Origin of the sequence: Finegoldia magna ATCC 53516, assembly GCF_000159695.1 — a bacterium.
Lineage (GTDB): Bacteria > Bacillota > Clostridia > Tissierellales > Peptoniphilaceae > Finegoldia > Finegoldia magna_F.
On the sequence record NZ_CM000955.1, the window covers coordinates 1,591,962 to 1,615,753 of the forward strand.

Annotated in this window: 21 protein-coding genes; 5 read left to right on the forward strand and 16 right to left on the reverse strand. The window is 29.6% G+C overall.

The genetic code is table 11. The features are described from left to right. Position 1: 1 nt before the first annotated feature. The 4 genes from HMPREF0391_RS07705 to HMPREF0391_RS07720 form a co-directional block, all read right to left on the reverse strand. Positions 2-469 (reverse strand): tRNA (cytidine(34)-2'-O)-methyltransferase, encoded by a 468-nt coding sequence (locus HMPREF0391_RS07705; protein ID WP_002836464.1) that lies wholly within the window; start codon positions 467-469, stop codon positions 2-4. Positions 470-612: 143 nt separating this feature from the next. Beyond that, complete coding sequence (tkt, locus tag HMPREF0391_RS07710) at positions 613-2,580, reverse strand: transketolase (RefSeq protein WP_002836466.1); 1,968 nt, start codon at positions 2,578-2,580, stop codon at positions 613-615. A 49-nt stretch (positions 2,581-2,629) separates the two neighbouring features. Then, positions 2,630-3,700, reverse strand: a complete 1,071-nt coding sequence (gene dprA / locus HMPREF0391_RS07715; RefSeq protein WP_002836467.1) for a DNA-processing protein DprA — start codon at positions 3,698-3,700, stop codon at positions 2,630-2,632. A 93-nt stretch (positions 3,701-3,793) separates the two neighbouring features. Next, the gene (locus HMPREF0391_RS07720; RefSeq protein WP_002836468.1) at positions 3,794-5,203 is read right to left on the reverse strand and encodes a L,D-transpeptidase family protein; all 1,410 of its coding nucleotides are present in this window, start codon (positions 5,201-5,203) and stop codon (positions 3,794-3,796) included. Positions 5,204-5,409: 206 nt separating this feature from the next. Between HMPREF0391_RS07720 and HMPREF0391_RS07725 the strand changes: the two genes are divergently transcribed. From HMPREF0391_RS07725 to HMPREF0391_RS07735, 3 genes are all read left to right on the forward strand, one after another. Next, a complete protein-coding gene (locus HMPREF0391_RS07725; protein ID WP_002836469.1) occupies positions 5,410-6,228 on the forward strand; it encodes a pyruvate, water dikinase regulatory protein in 819 nt (272 codons plus the stop codon). Between the two features lie 15 nt (positions 6,229-6,243). After that, entirely contained in the window at positions 6,244-8,874 is a 2,631-nt protein-coding gene (gene ppdK / locus HMPREF0391_RS07730; RefSeq protein ID WP_002836471.1) for a pyruvate, phosphate dikinase, read from the forward strand. Between the two features lie 110 nt (positions 8,875-8,984). After that, on the forward strand, positions 8,985-10,214 hold the full coding sequence (locus HMPREF0391_RS07735; protein ID WP_002836473.1) for a lipid II:glycine glycyltransferase FemX: 1,230 nt from the start codon (positions 8,985-8,987) through the stop codon (positions 10,212-10,214). 40 nt (positions 10,215-10,254) lie between these two features. Here HMPREF0391_RS07735 and HMPREF0391_RS07740 read toward each other — a convergent pair whose 3' ends face one another. From HMPREF0391_RS07740 to yajC, 12 genes are all read right to left on the reverse strand, one after another. Further along, the gene (locus HMPREF0391_RS07740; RefSeq protein ID WP_002836474.1) at positions 10,255-11,595 is read right to left on the reverse strand and encodes an MATE family efflux transporter; all 1,341 of its coding nucleotides are present in this window, start codon (positions 11,593-11,595) and stop codon (positions 10,255-10,257) included. 13 nt (positions 11,596-11,608) lie between these two features. Then, a complete protein-coding gene (gene hslO / locus HMPREF0391_RS07745) occupies positions 11,609-12,487 on the reverse strand; it encodes an Hsp33 family molecular chaperone HslO (RefSeq protein WP_002836475.1) in 879 nt (292 codons plus the stop codon). A gap of 52 nt (positions 12,488-12,539) precedes the next feature. Further along, complete coding sequence (locus HMPREF0391_RS07750) at positions 12,540-12,743, reverse strand: cold-shock protein (protein WP_002836476.1); 204 nt, start codon at positions 12,741-12,743, stop codon at positions 12,540-12,542. A gap of 87 nt (positions 12,744-12,830) precedes the next feature. Beyond that, positions 12,831-13,547: a class I SAM-dependent DNA methyltransferase gene (locus HMPREF0391_RS07755; protein WP_002836477.1), complete on the reverse strand. Its 717-nt coding sequence runs from the start codon at positions 13,545-13,547 to the stop codon at positions 12,831-12,833. Next, entirely contained in the window at positions 13,540-14,061 is a 522-nt protein-coding gene (gene hpt, locus HMPREF0391_RS07760; protein ID WP_002836478.1) for a hypoxanthine phosphoribosyltransferase, read from the reverse strand. The genes HMPREF0391_RS07755 and hpt overlap by 8 nt, the downstream gene beginning before the upstream one ends. Then, positions 14,036-14,206: a hypothetical protein gene (locus HMPREF0391_RS07765; protein WP_002836479.1), complete on the reverse strand. Its 171-nt coding sequence runs from the start codon at positions 14,204-14,206 to the stop codon at positions 14,036-14,038. Before HMPREF0391_RS07765 ends, hpt begins: the two co-directional genes overlap by 26 nt. Next, on the reverse strand, positions 14,206-16,824 hold the full coding sequence (locus HMPREF0391_RS07770) for a valine--tRNA ligase (protein ID WP_002836480.1): 2,619 nt from the start codon (positions 16,822-16,824) through the stop codon (positions 14,206-14,208). The genes HMPREF0391_RS07765 and HMPREF0391_RS07770 overlap by 1 nt, the downstream gene beginning before the upstream one ends. Positions 16,825-16,838: 14 nt before the next feature. Next, positions 16,839-17,447, reverse strand: a complete 609-nt coding sequence (locus tag HMPREF0391_RS07775) for an MBL fold metallo-hydrolase (protein WP_002836481.1) — start codon at positions 17,445-17,447, stop codon at positions 16,839-16,841. Next, positions 17,447-17,893 carry a D-aminoacyl-tRNA deacylase gene (gene dtd / locus HMPREF0391_RS07780; RefSeq protein ID WP_002836482.1) on the reverse strand — a complete coding sequence of 149 codons (447 nt, stop codon included), beginning with the start codon at positions 17,891-17,893 and terminating at the stop codon, positions 17,447-17,449. Before dtd ends, HMPREF0391_RS07775 begins: the two co-directional genes overlap by 1 nt. Beyond that, on the reverse strand, positions 17,893-20,064 hold the full coding sequence (locus HMPREF0391_RS07785; protein ID WP_002836483.1) for a RelA/SpoT family protein: 2,172 nt from the start codon (positions 20,062-20,064) through the stop codon (positions 17,893-17,895). The genes dtd and HMPREF0391_RS07785 overlap by 1 nt, the downstream gene beginning before the upstream one ends. Positions 20,065-20,128: 64 nt before the next feature. Next, positions 20,129-21,871 carry a single-stranded-DNA-specific exonuclease RecJ gene (gene recJ, locus HMPREF0391_RS07790; RefSeq protein WP_002836484.1) on the reverse strand — a complete coding sequence of 581 codons (1,743 nt, stop codon included), beginning with the start codon at positions 21,869-21,871 and terminating at the stop codon, positions 20,129-20,131. Between the two features lie 66 nt (positions 21,872-21,937). Next, positions 21,938-22,246, reverse strand: a complete 309-nt coding sequence (gene yajC / locus HMPREF0391_RS07795) for a preprotein translocase subunit YajC (RefSeq protein WP_002836485.1) — start codon at positions 22,244-22,246, stop codon at positions 21,938-21,940. Positions 22,247-22,520: 274 nt separating this feature from the next. On the opposite strand from yajC, the gene HMPREF0391_RS09610 reads away from it, so the two are divergent. Then, positions 22,521-22,928 (forward strand): IS110 family transposase, encoded by a 408-nt coding sequence (locus HMPREF0391_RS09610; RefSeq protein ID WP_002836486.1) that lies wholly within the window; start codon positions 22,521-22,523, stop codon positions 22,926-22,928. Beyond that, complete coding sequence (locus HMPREF0391_RS07800) at positions 22,918-23,697, forward strand: IS110 family transposase (RefSeq protein ID WP_230454550.1); 780 nt, start codon at positions 22,918-22,920, stop codon at positions 23,695-23,697. The genes HMPREF0391_RS09610 and HMPREF0391_RS07800 overlap by 11 nt, the downstream gene beginning before the upstream one ends. Positions 23,698-23,792: the final 95 nt, after the last annotated feature.

Below are 23,792 nucleotides of genomic sequence, written 5' to 3' on the forward strand. Positions count from 1 at the left end.
CCTACTTTAATCCTGGAAAATCTATTTGTCTTAATGCTTCAAATAAAACTATATTGCACGAATTTGCTAAATTTAATGATCTATCAATTGTCATATTCATTGGAATCTTTATAGAATGATCTTTGTGCTTATCCACTAAATCTTTATCTATACCTGAAGATTCCTTTCCGAACACGAAAAAATCACCATCTTGATATTCAAGCTCATGATAATAATTTGTTGCAAAAGTTTCGACATAAAATACTCTATCATTTCCCTTTATATATTCTAAAAATTCATCCATATCATCATGAATAACTAAATCAACTTTATCCCAATAATCCATTCCAGACCTCTTTAATAACTTGTCATCTAGTCTAAAGCTAAATGGCCTAACTAAATGTAATCTGGAATTAGTTAGAACACAAGTTCTTCCTATATTCCCTGTATTTGAAGGCTTTTCAGGTTCTAAAAGAACAATATTTAACATATCCACCTCTTTACGATTCTTTAACTATATTTTAATATTCCCATAAAAAATATACCATAAAAGAATTAGTATTTCAATTTTAAAAACGATTAAAATTTGAAAATAAAAAGACCATCAACATAAAATTGTTGACGGCCTATTGATTATAAATATTGTTTTATTTTTTCAACTATTTTTTCTGTCGTAAATCCAAAATGTTCCATTATCTTACTTCCTGGAGCGCTCATACCGAATTCATCTATACCGATATTTAATCCATTAAGTCCTGTATATTTTTGCCATCCATAAGTTGACAAGCATTCAATACTAACTCTTTTTTCTACATTTTTTGGAATAACAGAATCTTTGTATTCTTGATCTTGTTTGTCAAAAATTTCTTGACACATCATTGATACAACTTGAGCTTTAACTCCTTCTTTTTCAAGAGCTTCACTTGCATCTAATGCAAGTTTAACTTCAGAACCTGTTGCTATTATAACTAAATCAGGAGAATCTTGTTTTTTAAGAATATATCCACCTTTTAGAGCTTCTTCGTTAGTTTCTTTTAAATTTACTAATTTTTGTCTAGATAATACCAAGGCTGTTGGTGTTTCTTTATTTTCTAATGCTATCTTATATGCCATTGATGTTTCAAATCCATCAGCAGGTCTGATAGTATTAAGATTTGGAATAGTTCTAAGCATTGCTAATTGTTCTATTGGTTCGTGAGTAGGTCCGTCTTCTCCAACACCAATTGAATCATGAGTCAATATATATATTACTTGTCTCTTCATTAAAGCTGACAATCTCATCGCTGGTTTTAAATAATCTGAGAAAATCATAAACGTAGCGCAATAAGGAATCAATCCACCATATAAACTGATACCATTCGTGATAGCCGCCATTGCATGTTCTCTAACTCCGAATTGTATGTTTCTTCCAGATCTATTAGTTTGTGTAAACACATCTAAACCATCCATAAAAGTTTTATTAGAAGGAGCTAAATCAGCTGATCCTCCAACAATATTTAATTGCTTATCTTTTAATCTATTTAATAAAACATGTGAATATGATCTTGTGGCATCGTCTTTTTCAAAGCTAGTAAACTCTTTAGATGTTAAATAATCTTCATCAGTTTCTTTAGATAAGAATTTCATTAACTTATCATAAAGATCTTTGTGAGTTTGTTTGTAGTCTTCAAACATATTTTCCCATTCAGAATAATATTTTTCCTTTTCTGAAGCTGATTGTTCAAAAAGTTCCTTTACTTCTTGTGGAATATAGAATTCTTCTGTAAAGTCTAATCCTAATTTTTCTTTTAAACTTGGAATATTTTCTGCGCCAATTGGAGCACCATGAGCTTTTGCAGTTCCTTCAACAACACTTCCATAACCAATTTTTGTTTTTATTTCAATAAATGATGGTTTATCAGTTGTTTTCGCAATTTCAATAGTTTCTCTTATTTTGTCTATATCATTTCCATCTTCTACAAAATAAGTATCCCAGCCCAATGCTTCATATCTAGCTCTGACATTTTCTGAGAAAATATTTTTTGTATCGCCTTCAATTGTTATATTGTTAGAATCATATAAACAAATCAGTTTTGATAGTTTTAATGATCCAGCTATTGAACTAGCTTCATTAGTTATTCCTTCTTGAAGACAACCATCACCAACAATTGTGTAAGTATAGTTGTCAAAAATTTTGTGGTTTTCAGTATTAAATTGACTGGCCATATATTCTTGAGCAATTGCCATACCAACAGCCATACTTAATCCTTGTCCTAAAGGACCAGTCGTCGCATCAATTCCTTTTGTATGCAAATATTCTGGATGTCCTGGTGTTAAGCTGCTATATTGTCTAAATTCTTTTAAATCATCTACAGTTATTCCAAATCCAAATAAATGTAAAAGTGAATATAACATTGCAGAACCATGACCAGCTGATAAAATAAATCTGTCCCTATTTATCCAATCGCTGTGTTTTGGTGAAAAATGCATTATGTCGTTAAATAATGTATATGTCATAGGGCTTGCACCTAAAGGAAGTCCAGGATGACCTGAATTCGCTTTTTGAATCATTTCTACAGATAATAATCTAATAGTATTAATAGCTAATTGTTTTTTGTCCATATCATTCTCCTCTTTAAAATTCCAATGTTATTATATCACATTATTCAATCTACTTTAATGAGTATTTGCTTCCAATATCCACAACAATTCCCAACAATTCCATTTTGGTCAAACTCATTAAAACATCAGATATATCTTCATTTAATTTTATAGAAATTTCATCTGGTGAATTTGCGCAAATTTTCAATAAATTAAATATTTTACGTTCCAATTCATTCAAATCAAAACTCAATTGTGGTTTTTCTATATATTTATTTTGAAATTCAGGGATTTGAGTTATAATATCCAAAACGTCAGTTAATATGTAAGCCCCATCTTTTATTAATTGATTAGTTCCGGTTGAATAAACTGAGTTAATATTTCCAGGAACAGCAAATATTTCTCTACCTTGAGACAAGGCATAAGATGATGTGATTAATGTACCGCTTTTCTCTTTTGCTTCAATAACGACAGTTGCAAGTGATAAACCAGAAATTATTCTATTTCTAAACGGAAAATTATATGGCAATGGTGCTATTCCAAAAGGATATTCACTCATAATTACTCCGTTATGTGATGAAATCATATCTTGAAACACTCTATAATTGCTCCTTGGATAAACTTGATCTATTCCACACCCTAAAACTCCAATTGTTTTATTATTATTTTCAAGAGAAGTTTGATGAGAAATTTTGTCTATACCAAGAGCCAATCCACTAACTACGGGTATTTTATATTGTGAGATTTCAGATACAAATTTTTTACATGCATAAGATCCATATTGACTGCATTTTCTAGCTCCGACAAATGAAACACAATTATCGAAATCTTCATTCAAATTACCTTTATAGTACAAAGTATATGGTGCATCATCTATTTCAAGTAATTTTTTCGGATATTTTGAATCACCGTATGTAGTAAATTTTATACTGTTTTTCCATAATTTTTCTTTGTACAAATTTATATCGAATTTTTTCATATTTTTTAGAATAAATTCGTAAATTTTAGAATCTACTTCTAAAAGTTTTTTTGCATTATCGTAGATAATATCATCTAATGTGTCATAATTTTCAATAATTGGACCTATCCAATTATAATTCGTGTTTAAACTACTCAAAAATAATAATAAATCTGAATCCATAATTTACCCCTTTTCTTTACATATAGAATACCATTAATTTTTATTTTTTTACAATAAAAAAAGTCGACTATTATAAAATAATCGACTAATTAATTAATATATTACTACTGGCATACCATTTTCTGCTGAATTAAAAATTGTACGAACATGATTTATTGGAGTATTGATACAACCATGGCTACCAGCTCCATTAAAGATTTGTCCACCGTAGGCGGCTCTTCCTTTTGTATCATGAATTCCTACACCAGTATAGTCAATTTGCATCCAATAATCTACATGAACTTTATATTTTGATCCATCTGGATTGTATCCTCTTAAAAATCTATCAGTTTCTTTTGACCAAATTTCAAATAATCCTGTTGGTGTTTCGTGGTCAATTGATGGATCTCCTGTAACAACAGGTGTGTCTAAGACTAGTTTACCATCTTTAAAATACCACAAATGTTGTGCTCCCAAGCTTATTTCAATATAGCTTTTTCCAAGAACTCCATTATTTCGGCTTCTTCTGCTATATACTAAATCACTGTCTATGGTTTTACCGTTTTTTAAAGCATCTGTAATCATAGCTACTGTTTGTTTTTTGTTAATTTCATTTCCAAAAACTTTTGCTTTAACTTTTATAGATTTACCATTATGAGTTGTAAAATCAAAATCTTTTCCAATAACTTCAAATTTTTCTTTCAAGTCATCTACAAAAATTCGAATTTTTTTATCTTCAAACTTATAATTTTCATCTAAGAACATAGAATTATCTTCTAGTTTTTGTGATTCTCCGTTTGGCAATTTTAAGGTAATAGAAGCTTTTGCAATATTTTCAAGTTCTTTTTTGTTTGGCTCCAATGATTTTTTTGTAACTTGAGGATTAATATATTCTGAAGATAATTTGATTTCATCCTTGTGTTCATTAAATCCTTTTATTACGGATTTACAAACTTTATCTAAATCAAGTTTATTACCTAATTCTTCAGGTTTGATTAATGCTTTTTTGTTTTCAAAAATCAATTGGGCGTTTTTTGGTTCTTTGATATTTTTGAATAGCTCACTATTTTTAATCGTTTCTTTTAATTTTTCAGAATCTACACTTTTCTTAACTTTTACATCTGTTTCTATTCCTTTTATAAGTTCTACTGGCCACAAAAAACCATGTTGTACATAGGTTTGATTTTCCAAAGCAACTTGTTTTAAACCCGCTTGTGAATTATTCAATGTAACAGTTTTATTATCTCTTCCAATAATTGATGTAGTTTGTTCATCAAAAATATTTTTAACATCAGAAATTTTTCTTACACCTAAATTTTCACCATTGATTTTGGCGTTAGGATAAGTCATGAAGCTAAAAAATATTGAAACTAATATATAAATACCTAGAAGAATTGATACGACCCAAATCCATGAGTGTGATTTTTGTGATTCTTTCAGTTTATAAATGCTATTATTTTTTGAAGACTCTTTATTCATTTGACTAGTTTTATTGTCTTTATCTTTTTGTAAATCATCTTTCAATTTATCACCTTCTATTAATTATTTCTGTACCTAGAATGATATCATAAATACACATCAGTAGTAAACATTTATATTAAATTATACTTTTTCTATAATCTATACTTAATTAAATTTGTGATAATTTTAAATAAAATAACAAAGATTTGCTTTAAAATTGTAAAAAATGATGTATAATTAAAATGATAATACAAATAAAGGGGTGAATTATGGAAAATATTAATCTGGTAGTTTTATCAGATTCTACCGGGGACACAGGTGATCAAATAGCAAGAGCCGCTTTAGCTCAATTTGATATTACTTGTGAAAATGCTAAATTTCACTTATTTGGACATATCCGATCTATTGAACATCTTAATTCTACATTAAATAAATGTTTAGAAATGGATAATATTATCATATATTATAGTCTAGTTGAAGAAAGTTTAATTGATAGTTTAAAAAAATTCTGCGATATGAATAATCTCATATCGGTAGATATTTTAACTCCATCAATTGTAGCCATCCAAAGGTTAACAAAACGATCTCCAGCAACGAATCCAGGTGCTTTACGTAAGCTTGACGAACATTATTTTAAAAGAATTGATGCAATAGAATTTGCCGTAAGATACGATGATGGAAAAGATCCAAGAGGAGTTTCCAGAGCTGATTTAACGATTATTGGTGTTTCTAGAACTTCGAAAACACCATTATCCATGTATCTTGCAAATAAGCATTACAAAGTTTGTAATATTCCACTTGTACCAGAGTCACCAGTCCCAAAGGAACTTTTTGAAATCGAACCAAAAAGAGTCATTGGTCTTACTAACTCTCCTGATAAACTAAACAAAATCAGAAAAGAAAGACTAAAATCTATGGGATTGCCAACTGAAAGTACATACTCTGATTTGGGTAGAATACTTGACGAATTAGATTATGCTGAGAAGGTAATGAAGAAAATCGGATGTCCTATCATAAACGTTTCTGACAGAGCAATTGAAGAAACGGCAGAAGTTATTATCAGACATCTAAAAAAAATGAATGATTAAAAAGGAGTTTTTTAAATGACAGAAAAATATGTTTACGGTTTTAAAGAAGGTAATAAAGACATGAAAAGCCTTCTTGGTGGAAAAGGTGCCAACTTAGCCGAAATGACTAACATGGATATACCTGTTCCAACAGGATTTACCATTACTACTGAAGCTTGTAACAAATTTTATCAAGAAGATGAAAAATTATGGGATGGATTATTTGAAGAAATCAAATCTCATATTGAAGAAACAGAAAAAGAATTAAACAAGAAATTTTCCGATGAAGAAAATCCTCTACTATTTTCTGTTCGTTCTGGCGCTGTAATATCTATGCCAGGTATGATGGACACAATCTTAAACCTAGGTTTGAATGACAAATCTGTTATTGGCTTAGCTAAATCAACTAATAACGAAAGATTTGCTTATGATTCATATAGAAGATTTATTCAAATGTTTTCAGATGTTGCAAGAGAAATTCCTAAAGTATTATTTGAAAACGAATTAGATAAAATAAAAGAAGAAAAAAACGTTACAGATGATACAGATCTTGATAGCGAAGATTTAAAGAAAATTGTTGAAAAATTCAAAGAAATCTACAAAGAAGAAATGGGCGAAGATTTTCCACAAGACCCTATCGATCAATTACGATATGCTATAGAAGCTGTTTTTAGATCTTGGAATAATCCTAGAGCAAAAATTTACAGACAATTAAACGGCATAGATGATAATTTAGGTACTGCAGTAAACATTCAATCAATGGTATTCGGTAACATGGGAAATACATCTGGAACAGGTGTTGCATTCTCAAGAAACCCTGCAACTGGTGAAAATAAATTATTTGGTGAATTCTTAATGAATGCACAAGGTGAAGATGTTGTTGCTGGTATAAGAACTCCTCAACCAATCAGTCAATTACAAGATGTTATGCCTGAAGTATATGAACAATTCCATTCTATAACTAAAAGATTGGAAGAACACTACAGAGATATGCAAGACTTGGAATTCACAATAGAGAATTCTAAATTATATTTACTTCAAACTAGAAACGGAAAAAGAACTGCTATCAGTGCGTTAAACGTTGCAGTAGATCAAGTAAATGAAGGTTTGATTTCAAAGGAAGAAGCTATTTTAAGAATTGAACCAAATAGTTTAAATCAACTCCTACACCCTACTTTTGATCAAAAAGAATTAGAAAATGCGGAAGTTATTACAAAAGGTTTAGCTGCTTCACCTGGAGCCGCTAGTGGTCACGTTTATTTTAGTGCTGAAGATTGTAAAGCAGCTGCATCTAAGGGCATTAAATCAATATTAGTTCGTCAAGAAACATCTCCTGAAGATATCGAAGGTATGATTAAAGCTGAAGGTATCTTAACTGCAAGAGGCGGTATGACATCACACGCTGCTGTAGTTGCACGTGGAATGGGTGCATGTTGTGTAGCAGGTGCTAGTGAAATAAGAGTAGATGAAGAAAACAAAGTAATAAGAGGTAAAAATATCGAAATCAAAGAAGGAGATTTGATTTCTTTAGATGGTAGTACTGGATATGTTTATAAAGGAGAAATTTCTAAAGTAAGTCCAGAACTAACTGGTAACTTTGCCCAATTTATGCAATGGGTTGATGAAATTAAAAGATTAGGTGTAAAAACTAATGCAGATACTCCTAAAGATGCACATCAAGCAAAAGAATTTGGTGCTGAAGGAATTGGATTAACAAGAACTGAGCACATGTTCTTCAACGAAGAAAGAATTCCAATCGTTAGACAAATGATTCTTTCAAACACTACAGAAAGAAGACAAAAAGCTCTTGATAAATTAAGACCTTTCCAAGAAGAAGACTTTTATAATATATACAAAGAAATGGGAGATTTATCAGTTACTATTAGACTTTTAGATCCACCTCTTCATGAATTCTTACCAAAAGAAAAACACGACATTGAAGAATTAGCAAAAGAAATGGATTTAACATACGATGAAGTAAATGATATTATTTTGGAACTTCACGAAGTAAACCCAATGCTTGGACACAGAGGTTGTAGACTAGCTGTAACTTATCCAGAAATTTATAGAATGCAAGCAAGAGCAATTATTAGTGCTGCTCTAAAAGTCAAAGAAGAAACTTCACATGAAATAGTTCCTCAAATTATGATTCCACTTGTTGGAGAAAAGAGAGAATTAAAATACGTTAAGGATCAAATAATTGAAGAAATCAATCAAGTATTTGAAGAAACAAATCAAAAATTAGATTATCAAATTGGTACTATGATTGAAATACCAAGAGCATGTTTAATGGCTGATGAAATTGCTGAAGAAGCTGACTTCTTTAGTTTTGGTACAAATGACTTAACTCAAATGTCATTTGGTTTCTCAAGAGATGATGCCGGTAAATTCTTATCAGAATATAAAGAAAAGAAAATCTATTCAAGAAGTCCATTTGAAAGATTAGACCAAGAAGGTGTTGGTCAATTAATAAAGATTGCTATTGAAAGAGGTAAATCTTCAAATCCTGATTTGCACGTAGGTATTTGCGGTGAACACGGTGGAGATCCTGAAAGTGTGGAATTCTGTCACAGAATTGGATTAGATTATGTATCTTGTTCCCCATACAGAGTTCCAATCGCAAGATTAGCAGCAGCTCAAGCAGCAGCAAGAGAAAAATTAAAATAATTAGTTTTATTAGATAGAGTAACTATGTTTACTCTATCTTTTTTTGGTTTCTATTAAATTATTATAGGCACAATTTATGGTATAATGTATGAAGTTAAGGAAGTGATAAAATGGCTTACGAAATGGTTACACTTAGTAGTGAAGAGCATGATAATTTTGTTAAAAACCATAAATATGGAGAATTAAATCAAATATATAAATGGCAGTTCGTAAAAAAAGGATGGATCGGAAAAAATATTGGAATTAAAAAAGACGGCAAACTTGTTGGCGCTTGTTTAATCTTATTAAGAAAACTCCGGGTTCTTCCCTATTATTTTGCTTATGCTCCAAAAGGACCTGTAATTGATTATGAAAATAAAGAAGACTTAAAAGCAACTATCCAAATTTTAAAGGATTTTTGTAAAAAGAATAAAGTTTTTTCATTGAAATTTGACCCTCAAATCTCTGTAGAAACTGATGGATTGATTGATTATTTAAAAGAACTCGGATGCTACCATCATGGTTTAAAAAAAGGATTAGAATACAATCAGCCTAGATATTATATGATAACTGATATAGATAAGTCAGAAAAAGAAGTCATGAATTCTTTTCAATCTAGAACTAAAAGTGTTGTAAAAAAATCGTTGAAAAACGGACTTGAGTGTAAAAGATGTGACAAGAATGAATTATCTAAGTTTTCAAAATTAATGGAAATTACAGCTAAAAGAGATGAGTTTAATCATAGAAGTCACGAATATTTTGAGAATTTATATGATGTTTTAGCTCCAGATGACGATTGTGAATTATATCTAACTAAACTTATACCTTCAAGTGTAAAGAAATCCAATGAAAATGAGTTAGATCAAATAGATAAACAAAAACTCAAAACTAAAAATAAATTGGAAAAGGATATAACAGATGAGAAAAAGAATAATTTTTTAAAGGAACTAGATGTATTAGATAATAGAAGAGCAAGATGTAAAGATTTGATTGACCAAATGGATGAATATATTGAAAATGGTGTTGATGAAATTGTATTATCAGGAGCTTTGTTAACATTTTGTGGCAAGAAATCATATTACCTTTACGGAGCATCTTCAAATGATTTTAGAGATTTAAGTCCAAATTATTTAATGCAATGGACTATGATAAAAAGAGCTATAGAAAAGGGATGCACTTCGTATGATTTCGGAGGAGTATCAGGTTATACTCCGGAAGATAATGTTGAAGACCATGAAGCCGGACTATATGAATTTAAGAAAAGATTTGGTACTGAAATGTTAGCTACAATTGGAGAGTTTGACATAGTATTTAATAAATTTATCAATAAATTATTTGAGTTCGCTTTAAAACACAGATAATATAAAAACAAGGATTGATTATGATATCAATCCTTGTTTTTTAATCCAATAAATATTTTAATTTATTTTTGTACACTTTTCTGTAAAATACAATAAACAAGCTAATTCCCTTACATATAACAAGTGAGGATATAATTACCCATATCCACTCTATTCTCAAGTTATTATACATAACTAAAAGAGATAATGGAATTCTTATGAAATTAAATATAATTCCATTTATTGAAGGATACTTTGTTAATGAAATTCCATTAAAAAATCCTGTAGTAGCTATTTCTACACACATGAATATTTCTGAGATTGATAATATTCTTAAATACACTACCCCTATATTTAACGTATTAGGATCATCTGGAATAAATAGCTTAAATAATTGAGGTGAAAAAGTAAATAAAAATATAGTAGTAAATATTCCTATACCAATACATATTTTCATTCCTTTTTTATAACCTTCCATTACTCTAGAATAGTTTTTTGCTCCATTATTCTGAGCAATGAAAGTAGATAATGCAACACTGAATCCACCAACTGTTAACCAAGTTATAGATTCTATTTGATTGCCTATTTTTTGTGCCGCTATAGCTTCTTTTCCCCAATGAGCTATAATAGCAGCCATTATTATAGAAAACGTCGCAAAAAGGCATTCTTGAAGAGCTATAGGAAATCCTAAATCAAAAAGTCTTTTTGCATAAATTAAATGCATTTTTTCCTTCAAATATTTAAAATATTCAAATCTAACTATCATAAACATAATACATGCGGACATTTGAGCGATAAAAGTTGCAAGAGCAGCGCCTTTTATTCCCATTGGTTTTATAAATCCAAATCCAAATATCAAAACAGGGTCTAATACTATATTAATTCCCAATGCAATTGTGTTTATTATAAAAGGAATTTTGCTTTCGCCTTGTCCATTTAATATTCCAGTTAGAACTGGATTTATAAAGTTAAAAAATATTGAAGCTACAAAGAATCCGTAATATTCAAAAGCTAGCTTTGTAACAGATTCATCCAGATTAAAGAAATGTATTATTTGTACTTTAAATAAAACCATTAAGGAAATAAATACAAATCCAACTATTAAGGCAAATTTTATAGCATTAGATATGTATTTTTGTACAGAATCCATATCTTTTTTACCAATGCTATCTGCTACAGATATTTGTACCCCTACACTAAGCATCATACATATTGCATAACTTAACCATCCAAAAAAACCTACAGTTCCAGCTGCAGCCACTGATTCAATAGAGAGTCTTCCCAACCAAAATAAGTCCATCAAATTATAACTCATCTGTATAAAAGACGTTGCCATAATTGGTAATGATAGGCTTATTAATTCCTTATAAATATTACCTTCAGTAAGATTTCTAGTTTTCAATTAACACCATCCTCTATATATTATCTCTTAACTCTATTAAGTCCTCTTTAGTAAAATTATATTTTTCATGACAAAAATCACATACCAATTCAGCCTTGCCATCTTCTTCTATCAATTCATTTAATGTTTCTCTTCCCAATGAAATCAAAGATCTTTCAACTCTATCTCTAGTGCAATCACATAAATATTTCACTTCTTTTTCACCCAATAATTTTAAATCAAAGTCTGCAAAAAATTTATTTAAAACATCAAAAGGATTTTCATGATTTACAAATAGAGAAGAAATTGGTGGAAATTTATTGATATCTTTTTCCAATTTATCAATTAATGATTCATCATATCCTGGTAATGCTTGAATAAATAAGCCTCCAGCACTTTTAATTGATAAATCAATATCTACCAATACACCCAAAGCGACAACAGTTGGTCTTTGATCTGATTGATAGAAATAATTACTAAAATCTTCAGCTACTTCACCACTCACCAGACTAGTTTGACCTATGTAAGGTTCTTTTAATTTCAAATCTTTTATTACTGTAAGCAGACCATCATTACCTACAAAATTACCAACATCCAATTTTTTATTAGATTTTGGAGGTAAATCTACTTCTGGATGACTTACATAACTTTTTACCTCTCCTCTACCATTTACTGTAGATATTAACATTCCTCCATGTCTGTTTCCTTGCAAATTTAATGTAATATTATGTTTGTCATTTTTTAATTCGTGACTCATAATTGAAGCCATTGTACTCAATCTTCCCAACGCAGCAGATGCTGTTGCTGATGTATTATGAATATCTCTAACCGATTGTACTAATTCCGTTGAATCAACAATTATAAATCTAAATGATTCTGTAGAATCGGTAGCAATATATAATTTATTTATCATATAACCTCCAAATAAAAAACCCCCTAAAAAGGGGCATATTAATAATATTTTATTATAATTTTTTTACATTACAAGCTTGAAGACCTCTAGGTCCATCGGCGATATCAAATTCAACTTCTTGATTTTCTTCTAGTTTCCTATATTCGCCGTTATCTTCCAATGCAGTATAATGCACAAACACATCTCCATGATCTTCTGTTGAGATAAATCCGAAGCCTTTTGTAGCATTAAACCATTTTACAGTCCCTTTTGTCATATTTCCTCCAATATTTAACGTAGTTTTCATTTACTATATTAATATAACATACACAATAAAAATATACAACGAAATAATTATCGTTAACTAATAACATATAAATAATGCACGTTGGGTACAATTATTAAGAGTTTTACCTGTATCAAAATCTATTATTTTAACAGTATTAAAACCACTGTTGTACAACATAAATCTTAGTGCATCCAAACTATAAACTTTTTCTGTTTGAGTTTCCCTAATCCTTTGATAAGAATTATCCTGATTTTTCACAAAAAAGTCAATATAAAAATCTATCAAATTATCTTCTTCATAATATTGATTAACCCAAGTATAAAAAATATCCTCATATTCATACACAAAGTGATTGTTACCCATTACTTCTATTAGCTTATAAGGAGTGTTTACATCAAACATAAACACTCCTGTACAATTTTCATTAATATTTGAGAACAAATTCTGTAGTTTTTCTGAGTCTAGTATATAGTTTATTGTATCTAAAGTAGAAAAAATAAAATCATAATTTTTTGTTAGCTCTAATTGACATAAATCCTCATTAATAATATTGATATTAGAAAATTTATCTGCACAAATTTTCAACATTTCTTTACTAAGATCCACTCCAGTATAATTAATTGAAGAGTTATAGAAGTATTTTGTCATATTTCCACTACCGATTCCTAACTCAAGAATAGATTCTGGTTTTATGTCTAATTTTTTTAATTCTTTTTTGATAACTTCAGAATACTCTTCATAATCAATATCAAAAGTTAATTTATCATAAATATACGCAAATTCTTTATACATCTTGATTCCAAATGAAAATGTAAGGTATATTTCGATATGATGATTTATAGTTCAAACCATAACCAACTATAAAGACATCATCGATTTCAAAACCAACATAATCAGCGTTATATTCAACTTGTCTTCTGCTTGGTTTATCAAGCAATACACATGTTTTAACACTTTTTGGATTTTTTTGTTTAATATATTCCAAAGTATTTACAATTGTATTTCCAGAATCAATAATGTCATCAACTATTAACACATCATAGTTTTCTAAATTTTCTCTTACATCAGTAAGAATTTTTACTTTACCTGTAGATTTTTCAGCGTCTTCATAAGAAGATGTAGTCATAAAATCAATACAAATTGGCATATCTATCTGTCTAACCAAATCAGACATGAACATAAAACTTCCTCTAAGAAGAGATACTACACATAAATTTTTATCTTTGTAATCTTTGGTAATTTGAGCACCTAATTCTTTAACTTTTTCTTTAATTTGTTGTTCACTTAATAATATTTCTTCTTTCATCATTCACCCCTGTATTAGAATTAATTACATCCTCATCTATCTTTTTTTCGATCTTCTTCAATGATACTAAAATTTTATTTAAAGTATATTGTACGCTGATCAAAACCATAATCAAAACAAAATCAAATATGATTTCGAATTTCATTACATATTTTCCTTAATAGAACTAATCGAATTATTAATATCGTCGATTAAATGTGAATATTTTTCAACTTTTTCTTTTTCCTTTTCTACAAGAGCTTCAGGAGCACCTTTTAAGAATCCTTCATTTTTTAGTTTTGATTCCGCTCTCTTTAATTCTGATTTAGCAGTATTTAATTCTTTTTCTAGTCTTTCCAATTCTTTAGAATAATCGATTAAATCATTCAAAGGAATGATAATTTTATAAGAATCTTTAACAATTACTATATTATTATCTTCTGATATTTCTTCGTTAACCTTATATTCGTTAATAGAAACACTTGATCTAAATAGTGATTCTAGTTGTTTAAAATCTTCTTCCAAGTTTTTATCAGAAGTCAATATATATACATCAGATTGCTTTTTAGGTGCAATATTCATTTCTTGTCTAGAATTTCTAATACTAATTACAGATTCAACTAACTTGTCAATAATTTGTTCTTCGTTTTTATATGATTTGCTTTCAGAATATTTTGGCCATGTTTCATTGATCAACATATCATTTTTATTAGGAAGATAACTATATATTTCTTCTGTGATATATGGCATGAATGGATGTAATAATTTTATTACATTAGTCAATGTATAAATCAAAACTGAGATTGCAGATTCTTTTAAATTAGAATCATCTCCATAAAGTCTTGGTTTAACTAGTTCAATGTACCAATCGCAGAATACATTCCAAGTAAAATCATATATTTTTTCAGCTGCAATACCAATTTCGTATTTATTTAAATTAGTAGATACTTCATCAATTACATCATTTAAGCTAGATATAATCCACTTGTCTTCAATTTGTAATTCAACATCATCTATATTTTTGACCTCATCTTCTACATTCATGAAAACAAATCTAGATGCGTTCCATAATTTATTACAGAAATTTCTATTAGCTTCTACTTTTTCCATGTAGAATCTTGAATCATTTCCAGGAGTGTTACCGGTAATTAATGCAAATCTTAAAGCATCAGCTCCGTATTGATCGATAACTTCTATCGGATCAATACCATTTCCCAAAGATTTTGACATTTTTCTTCCTTGAGAGTCTTTAACTAATCCTGTCAAATAAACATCTTTGAAAGGAACTTCTCCCAAATTATAAAGTGAAGAGAATACCATCCTAATTACCCAGAAGAAAATAATATCGTATCCTGTTACTAACACATTTGTTGGGAAGAAATATTTCAAATCTTCTGTTTCGTTTGGCCAACCTAATGTTGAAAATGGCCATAACGCAGATGAGAACCATGTATCTAAAGTATCTGGATCTTGAGTGTATTTTTCAGGATCTGGATTTTTTCTTGCAACTACAACTTCACCAGTTTCATTGTGATAATAAACTGGAAGTCTGTGTCCCCACCATAATTGACGAGATATGCACCAATCTCTTATGTTTTCTAACCAATTTACATAAACTTTTTCAAATCTTTTTGGAATAAATCTAATTTCTTCATTTTTATAAGCGTCTAAAGCTAATTTTGCTAGTTTATCCATCTTGACAAACCATTGTTTACTGATTAATGGTTCGACAGTCGTATGACATCTTTCACAATGACCTACAGCATGTTCGTGTTCTTTTACTGAATCAAGTTGTCCGATTTTTTCCAAATCTTCGATAATTAATTTTCTTGCTTCATATCTGTCTAATCCAGAATATTTTCCATATCCTTCAACAATTTTTGCGTCCTCATCAATTACGATGCATTGTCCTAAATCATGTCTTGCTCCTACTTCGAAGTCATTAGGATCATGTGAAGGAGTAATTTTAACAATTCCCGTTCCAAATTCCATATCAACATAGCTATCAGCAATAACTTTAATTTCTCTATTAACCAATGGTAATATCAAAGTTTTTCCAACAATATCAGTGTATCTTTCATCATCTGGATTAACAGCAACTGCCAAATCCCCTAATAATGTTTCCGGTCTAGTAGTAGCAATTACAATGTAATCATCAGAGTCTTTGAATTTATATCTAATATTCCAAAAATATCCTGATTCGTCTTCGTGAACTACTTCTATATCACTTATTGCGGTATGACAATTTGGGCACCAATTTACAATTCTATCTCCTTGGTAGATCAAATCATCATTGTACATCTTTATGAATACTTCTTCTACTGCTTCTGTTAAATTGTCATCAAGAGTAAAAGCTTCTCTACTCCAATCACAAGATACACCTAATTTTTTTAATTGATTTTTGATATTTCCACCGTATTCATGTGTCCAGTCCCAAGATGCTTCCAAAAATCCATCTCTACCTAAAGATTCTTTGGATTTCCCTTCTTCTTTTAATTTACTTACAACTTTTGCTTCTGTTGCAATACTAGCATGGTCTGTCCCTGGAACCCAAAGAGCACTATATCCATCCATTCTATTTTTTCTAATTAAAATATCTTGTATAGTGTTATTTAACGCATGACCAAGGTGTAAATTCCCAGTTACATTTGGTGGTGGCATTACAATTGTAAATGGTTTTTTATCTTTATCAATAACGCCTTTGAAGTAGCCTTCATTTTCCCAAATTTTATATATTTTATCTTCAAATTCTTTTGGATTGTAATTTTTTTCTAAGTTCTTCATAATTCTCCTAAATTTTATTTAAAATATGGATTGTATTTCTTTTCATCACCCATATTGGTTTCTGGTCCGTGTCCAGGATAAACTTTTATATCATTATTTAAAAGCTTTAACTTTTCAACACTGTTTTTTATATCTTCAAAACTTGCAGTCGGTAAATCATATCTACCTATTGAATTCTTAAACAACATATCTCCTGAAAACATTACGTCTTTGTAAATATAGCAGCTAGAACCATAAGTATGCCCTGGAGTTTCTAGGACTGATATTTTAGAATCATTAAACTCAATCGTATCTCCTTCTTTTACATAATGATCTGCAATTAAAGTAATTGGATTACCAACTTTTCTTGTATAATTTTTTTCGGGATCTTCAAGTAAATCTTTTTCTTTTTCTGGAGCATAAATAACAGTATTTAGCTTATTTTTTAATTCTTCAGCTGCAAATATATGATCAAAATGGCCATGTGTAATCAATATAAATTGTATTTCTAAATTGCGATTTTTGATATATTCACAAATATCATCAGCTTGTGCACCTGGATCCACAACAAAACATTTATTATCTTCCGATAAAATGTACATGTTTTCTCCATATTTTGTAGTAACTATTTTGTCTAATGTCATTATTCACTCCTACTATCTATAATTATCGTAACTGGTCCATCATTTGTAAGTGATACCTTCATATCAGCTCCAAATTCCCCAGTTTGAAAAGGTACATTTTCTTTTTTTAACTCTTCAATAAACTTTTCGTATAAATCTCTAGCAAATTCTCCTTTGGCACATTTATCAAATGATGGTCTATTCCCTTTTCTAGTACTTGCATACAATGTAAACTGAGAGACCAGTAAAATTTCATAATTTAAATCTTTGATTGAAAGATTAAGCTTATCTTCTTCATCAGAAAATATTCTTAAATTAACAAGTTTTCTGATGCAATAATCAATATCCTGTTCATTATCATCTCTATGAATTCCTAGTAGTACTAAAAAACCATCTTTAATTTCACTTTTTGTTGTACCATCTATTTCCACTTTTGCTTTATTAACTCTTTGAACTAATAATTTCATTATGAATTCACCCTAAAAACGTCAATAGTTCCTTTAATATTTTTAATTCTAGCAATTACTGTATCGATTTGAGAACTATAGCTGATTTCTAATATTATATTAATCGTTACTGTTTTGTCTTTATTTGTTCTTGTGTTAAATGTTTTAATGTTTAATTTGCACTCACTTATAACTTTAGTTATATCAGCAAGATAACCGACATTACTAAAAGATATTATTTGAAGTTCAACTTGATAATTATGATTTATTAAATTACTTCCCCATCTAACTGTGATTAATCTATCTTTGTCATTGACAGTTTTTACATTGGAACAATCTCTTCTGTGAACACTAATTCCTCTACCTCTAGTAATGTATCCGACTATTTCGTCACCAGGAATTGGGTTGCAACATTTAGCAAGTTTTATCTCTACATTGTCAATTCCATCAATTACTACTCCACTTTCTTTTGGCTCTTCATTAACAAAATCGACATGATTTGGTTTATTGACAACTTGGTCTGTTTCATAATAGTCTTTGTGGTATTCCTTTAGCTTAGGAATAACTTGCGTAACCCTTGTAGAACCATAACCAATAGCTGCGTACAAATCATCAATAGATGAAAAACTTAATTTACTTGCAATTTCTTCAAGCCATTCTCTTTTTAGTAATTCGTTGAAACTATAGCCCATTTTTGCAACTTCTTTTTCAAGCATATCTCTTCCAGAAACAATATTTTCAGTTCTTTGTTCCTTTTTAAACCACTGTTTGATTTTTGTTTTTGCTTGAGAAGATTTTACGATTTTAAGCCAGTCTTTTGAAGGGCCTGAATTTGGGTTTGTAAGGATTTCAACCACATTTCCTGTTTTTAATTTGTAAGTTAATGGTACAATCTTTCCGTCTACTTTTGCACCAACACATTTGTTTCCTACTGCAGAGTGAACTTTATAAGCAAAATCAATAGGTGTTGAACCAGATGGCAAATCCATTACATCGCCTTTTGGTGAGTAAACAAAAACTTCATCATTGGCAAATTCTTCTTTGAATAAATCCATAAATTCTTTTGAATCGGTATAATCTTTTTGCCAATCCATGATTTCTCTTAGCCATGCTAATTTGCTATCATATTTCGATTTTTTATTAGTTGTACCTTCCTTGTATTTCCAATGTGCAGCGATACCATATTCAGAAGTTTTATGCATTTCCCAAGTTCTTATTTGTATCTCATATGTTCTTCCGTCATGAGCTAATATTGTAGTGTGTAAAGATTGGTACATATTAGGTTTTGGAGTTGCAATATAATCTTTGAAAGTATTAGGTATTGGCCTGAAGAATCTATGAGCAATTCCCAAAACATCATAGCATTCACTTTCTTTGTTTACTATAACTCTGATGGCTGATAAATCTTTGATTTCTTCAAAAGCCAAATGTTTTTTGTACATTTTCTTATATATTGAAAAAACACTTTTTGGTCTTCCAAAAATCTCTGCTTTTATATTATATTTTTCAAGTTCATCTTGGAATTGTCTTATAATGTTTTGAATTTGGGATTCTCTTTGTTGTCTAGTTTCGTTTATTTTATTTACAATATCTTGGTAAATATTTGGTTCCAAATACTTTAAGCTTAAATCTTCTAATTCCCATTTAATCGTAGACATACCAAGTCTGTGAGCAAGTGGTGCATAAATTTCTAATACTTCATTGGCTTTTTCAATCTGTTTTTCACGAGTCATGTATTCCAAAGTTCTCATATTGTGAAGTCTGTCAGACAATTTGATTATTATAACTCTGATGTCCTTGGCCATTGCCAATATCATTTTCTTTAAATTTTCTGCTTGATTATCTTTTTTAGTTTTAAATTTAATTTGTTTTAATTTTGTAACACCATCGACCAGGTCAGCTATTTCTTTACTAAACAGATACTCTAAATCTTCGTAAGTAATTTCTGTATCCTCTACGACATCATGAAATAGTCCGGCTATGATAGTTGCATCATCCATATTCAAAGAAGCCAAAATTTTTGCTACAGCCATTGGATGAATTGCATAAGGCTCACCAGAATTTCTAAACTGTCCCTCATGAGCTCTAACCATGTAGCCATATGCTCTAGTTATCTCATCTACATCAGTATTTGGATTATACGATTTTATAGATTTTATCAAACTTTGTAAATCCGATTGTTCATAATGCATAAAGCTACCTCCTAATAATTATTTTGTTATAATTATACCATAACATGAGCATTATTGTTAACATTTATCTTAAATCAATTAAATTTAATTGAATATTCTTAACATTATTAAAATCATTTATTTCGGGATAGTATATAATATCGATATTTGCGTTACAAGCAATATTGTTTTCAAGTTGACTCATTACATTTTCACCGAATTTTTCTAATAAATAATTATATTTATCTATAGCTTCTGAAAACAAAATTGCATCAATTGTTTTATTATTTTTGAGTAACTTCAACTTCAAAACATTCTTATTTTTCCCAATCATCTTTGCAAAAATAATTTCCAAGTCTCTATCTCCCAAAATAGGTCTAGGGTTATCTTTTCCAAATGGACGCAAACGATCGATTTCTTCTATCAAATCAAAATCTATCTTGTCGACATAAAAGCTTGAATCAATCAGAATTTTTTTTACAAAATCTTCTTCTGTTAGTTTGCTATTTTGATTAACTTTAGTCCTAAACTCATCTAATTTATCCTCTTCAATTGATAATCCACATGCCATAGGATGTCCACCAAATGATACAAACATTTCTCTAAACTCATCAAATTCTTTGAATATATCATACTCAGAAATACTTCTTCCTGATCCTTTAAGAATATTTTCATTTTCAGATTTTGTTAATATTAAAGTCGGTTTATTGTATTTTTCTTTGATTCTTCCAGCTATGATTCCACAGACACTCTCATGAATCCCTTCAACATTACAAATCAATATATCATCGTTTATAAGTTCTGTATTTTCAATTATTTCAACAGCTTTATTAAATCCTTCTTCTGTTAGTTTTTTTCTTTTTTCATTGAGATCAACTAAGATTTTAGCGTAAGCTTCCACATTATCCATATTTTCATCACGAAATAGTTCAACGCCTAATTTTGCAGTATCTAATCTTCCAGCAGCATTGATACATGGACCAATTATAAATCCTAGACTGTAAACATTTACTCCATTTCTAATTCCAGTCATCTCAATTAAGCATTTTAAACCGTAATTATCAGTATTATTAATTTCTTGTAATCCTTTAGTAACAAAATATCTGTTTTCGTCTTTTAAATCGACGATATCACAAACAGTTCCCATTGCAACATATTGAAGTAAATTTTCACATTCTAACATGCCGTATCCTTTTTTGACATTAATAGCTTGAATTAATTTATAACAAACCCCTGCGCCACATAAACTTTTAAATGGATACTTGCAAGATTGTTGCTGTGGGTTAATAACTGCATCAGCATTTGGAATGATTTCTTTTCCATCATGTTTTATTGTTTGGTGATGATCAGTTACAATTATTTTTAATCCATTTTGTTTGGCATATTCACATTGTTCTATAGCGCTTATACCATTGTCACATGTTATTATCAAATCAATATTATCTTCAATACATTTGTCTATTATATTAAAAGAAATCCCATATCCATCAGTCATTCTATTAGGAATATCATAAGAAAGTTTATCTGTAAAATATCCAAGACCATCAAGTAAAGTCATCGTCGACGAATTTCCATCTTGATCATAATCTCCAACTATTCTTATGTTTTGATCATTTTCAATAGCATTGATAATTATATCTACCGCTTTATCCATATCTTTCATTAAAAAAGGATCATGATATGAATTTTCTGCAATAGGATTTAAAAAAGTTTGGAAATCAGTTATGTTTCTATTTAATAAAATTTTTGCTATTAATGGATGAATATTATTTCGTTGTGACACTTCGCTAAAATTATTCCCTCTATTATTTATTAACCATTTATTCATTCATTATCTCCAAATAAAAAAATGGATTTATAGCTCAAACTTAAAATTTGAGCTATAAATCAATTTCTATTTTTCTTCATTATCTTCTTTTTTGTCTTCTGTTACTTTTGCTGCCTTTACATTAGATGCAATAGCATTTTTAACGAACTCAAGTCTTGTTTTTTGTGATGCAGTTTCTAAAATAACACTATCATCAGTTACAGAAACTATTGTTCCTTTAACTCCACCAATTGTAATTACTTCGTCTCCAACTTTTATAGCGTTTCTCATATCCATTAATTGTTTTTGTTGTTTTTGTTGTGGACGAATCATTAAAAAATACATTACAGCAAAAAGTGCAATCAAAGGCAATAATGATGCTAACATTTTTGGCATAATAATCCTCCTCGTATAATATAGTTGTAGTAATAAATACTACATTTTATTCTCAATCCCACTTTCTTATGGGATAATAATTGTATAGATAGAGGTCGTAGTCTCCCTCCTTGAAGCTAGTCTTCCTATTTAAGGGTTACGCCTCTACTTTACGTCCTTATCAGTATGAGCTGGATAGCACATTTCGTTGCTGTATGTCTAACGAGGTTTGATTGTCGTAAAGTTCTTGAGGGTTCTTTCTCTATCTAAATTTATATTAAAGCTAGGTGATTTTATGTTTTACATTGGTGTTGATATTGCAAAGAATAACCACGAAGCCTCAATAATTGATTCTAATGGTAAACTTGTTTCTGAGTCTTTTTCTTTTTCTAATTCTATTAGAGGATTAGAGAAGTTTCAGAAATTTATTTCCTCTTTTTCGATTGATTTTAACAATTGTATTATTGGTATGGAAGCTACAGGTCATTATTGGCTGTCTCTTTATTCTTTCTTGATTGATTTAGGATTTTCTTGTATTGTTATTAATCCTATTCAGTCTGATGCTTTTAGAAAGATGTATATTAGACAGACTAAAAATGATTCTGTGGATTCTTTTGTTATCGCTCAAATTCTTAGGTTTGGCGAGTTTTCTGTTTCTCATTTTTCTGATGAGGATACTTTTGCTTTAAGAAATTCTTTCTAGGTTCAGGTTTGCTCTTGTTGATGAAGCTTCTGATTGGAAGAGAAAGCTTGTTTGTATTTTAGATCAGGTTTTCCCTGAGTATTCTTCGCTTTTTTCTAATATTTATGGTGTGGCTTCTAAGGAGCTTTTGAGTAAGTATCCTTTGCCTGAGGATATGATTTCTATTCCTGCTGATGAGCTTGCTAAGATGTTGTCTAAGTGTAGTAAGGGTCGCTTTGGTATTGATAAGGCTAAAGAAATCCAAGAGAAAGCTTCTAATTCCTTTGGTGTTAAGTTTGCTTTGAAGTCTTTTTCTTTTCAAATCAAACAAATTATTGCTCAAATTTCTTTTCTTGAAGATCAGATTTTTGAGATTGAAGATGAAATTTCTTCTATGATTAATTCTTTATGCCCTGTTATTACTTCTATTACCGGTATTGGTGATGTCTTAGGTGCTGCTATTTTCTCAGAAATCGGTGATATTTCACGATTTGAGAGAGCTAATCAGTTGGTTGCTTATGCTGGTTTAGATGTTGCTGTTAAGCAATCTGGTAATTTTAATGCTACTGATACTAAGATTTCTAAACGTGGTTCTCCTTATCTTAGACGTGCTATTTGGCTTGCTGCTTGTGTTGCTGCTTTTAAAGATCCTGCTTTGTCTGTGTATTATCAAAAACTTAGACAAAGAGGTAAAGCTCATGGTACAGCTATTGGTGCTGTTGCTAGAAAACTTACTAACATTATTTTTGCTGTTTTGAGGGATAACAAAGCTTACATACCTAATATTTAGTTGTTGTGTAATTCTTATTAAATTTTTCTAAGCCTAATTTTTTAGGCTTGTTTGACATGCCTTAAATTTCAAGATAAATTATTTTTTATTTTCTC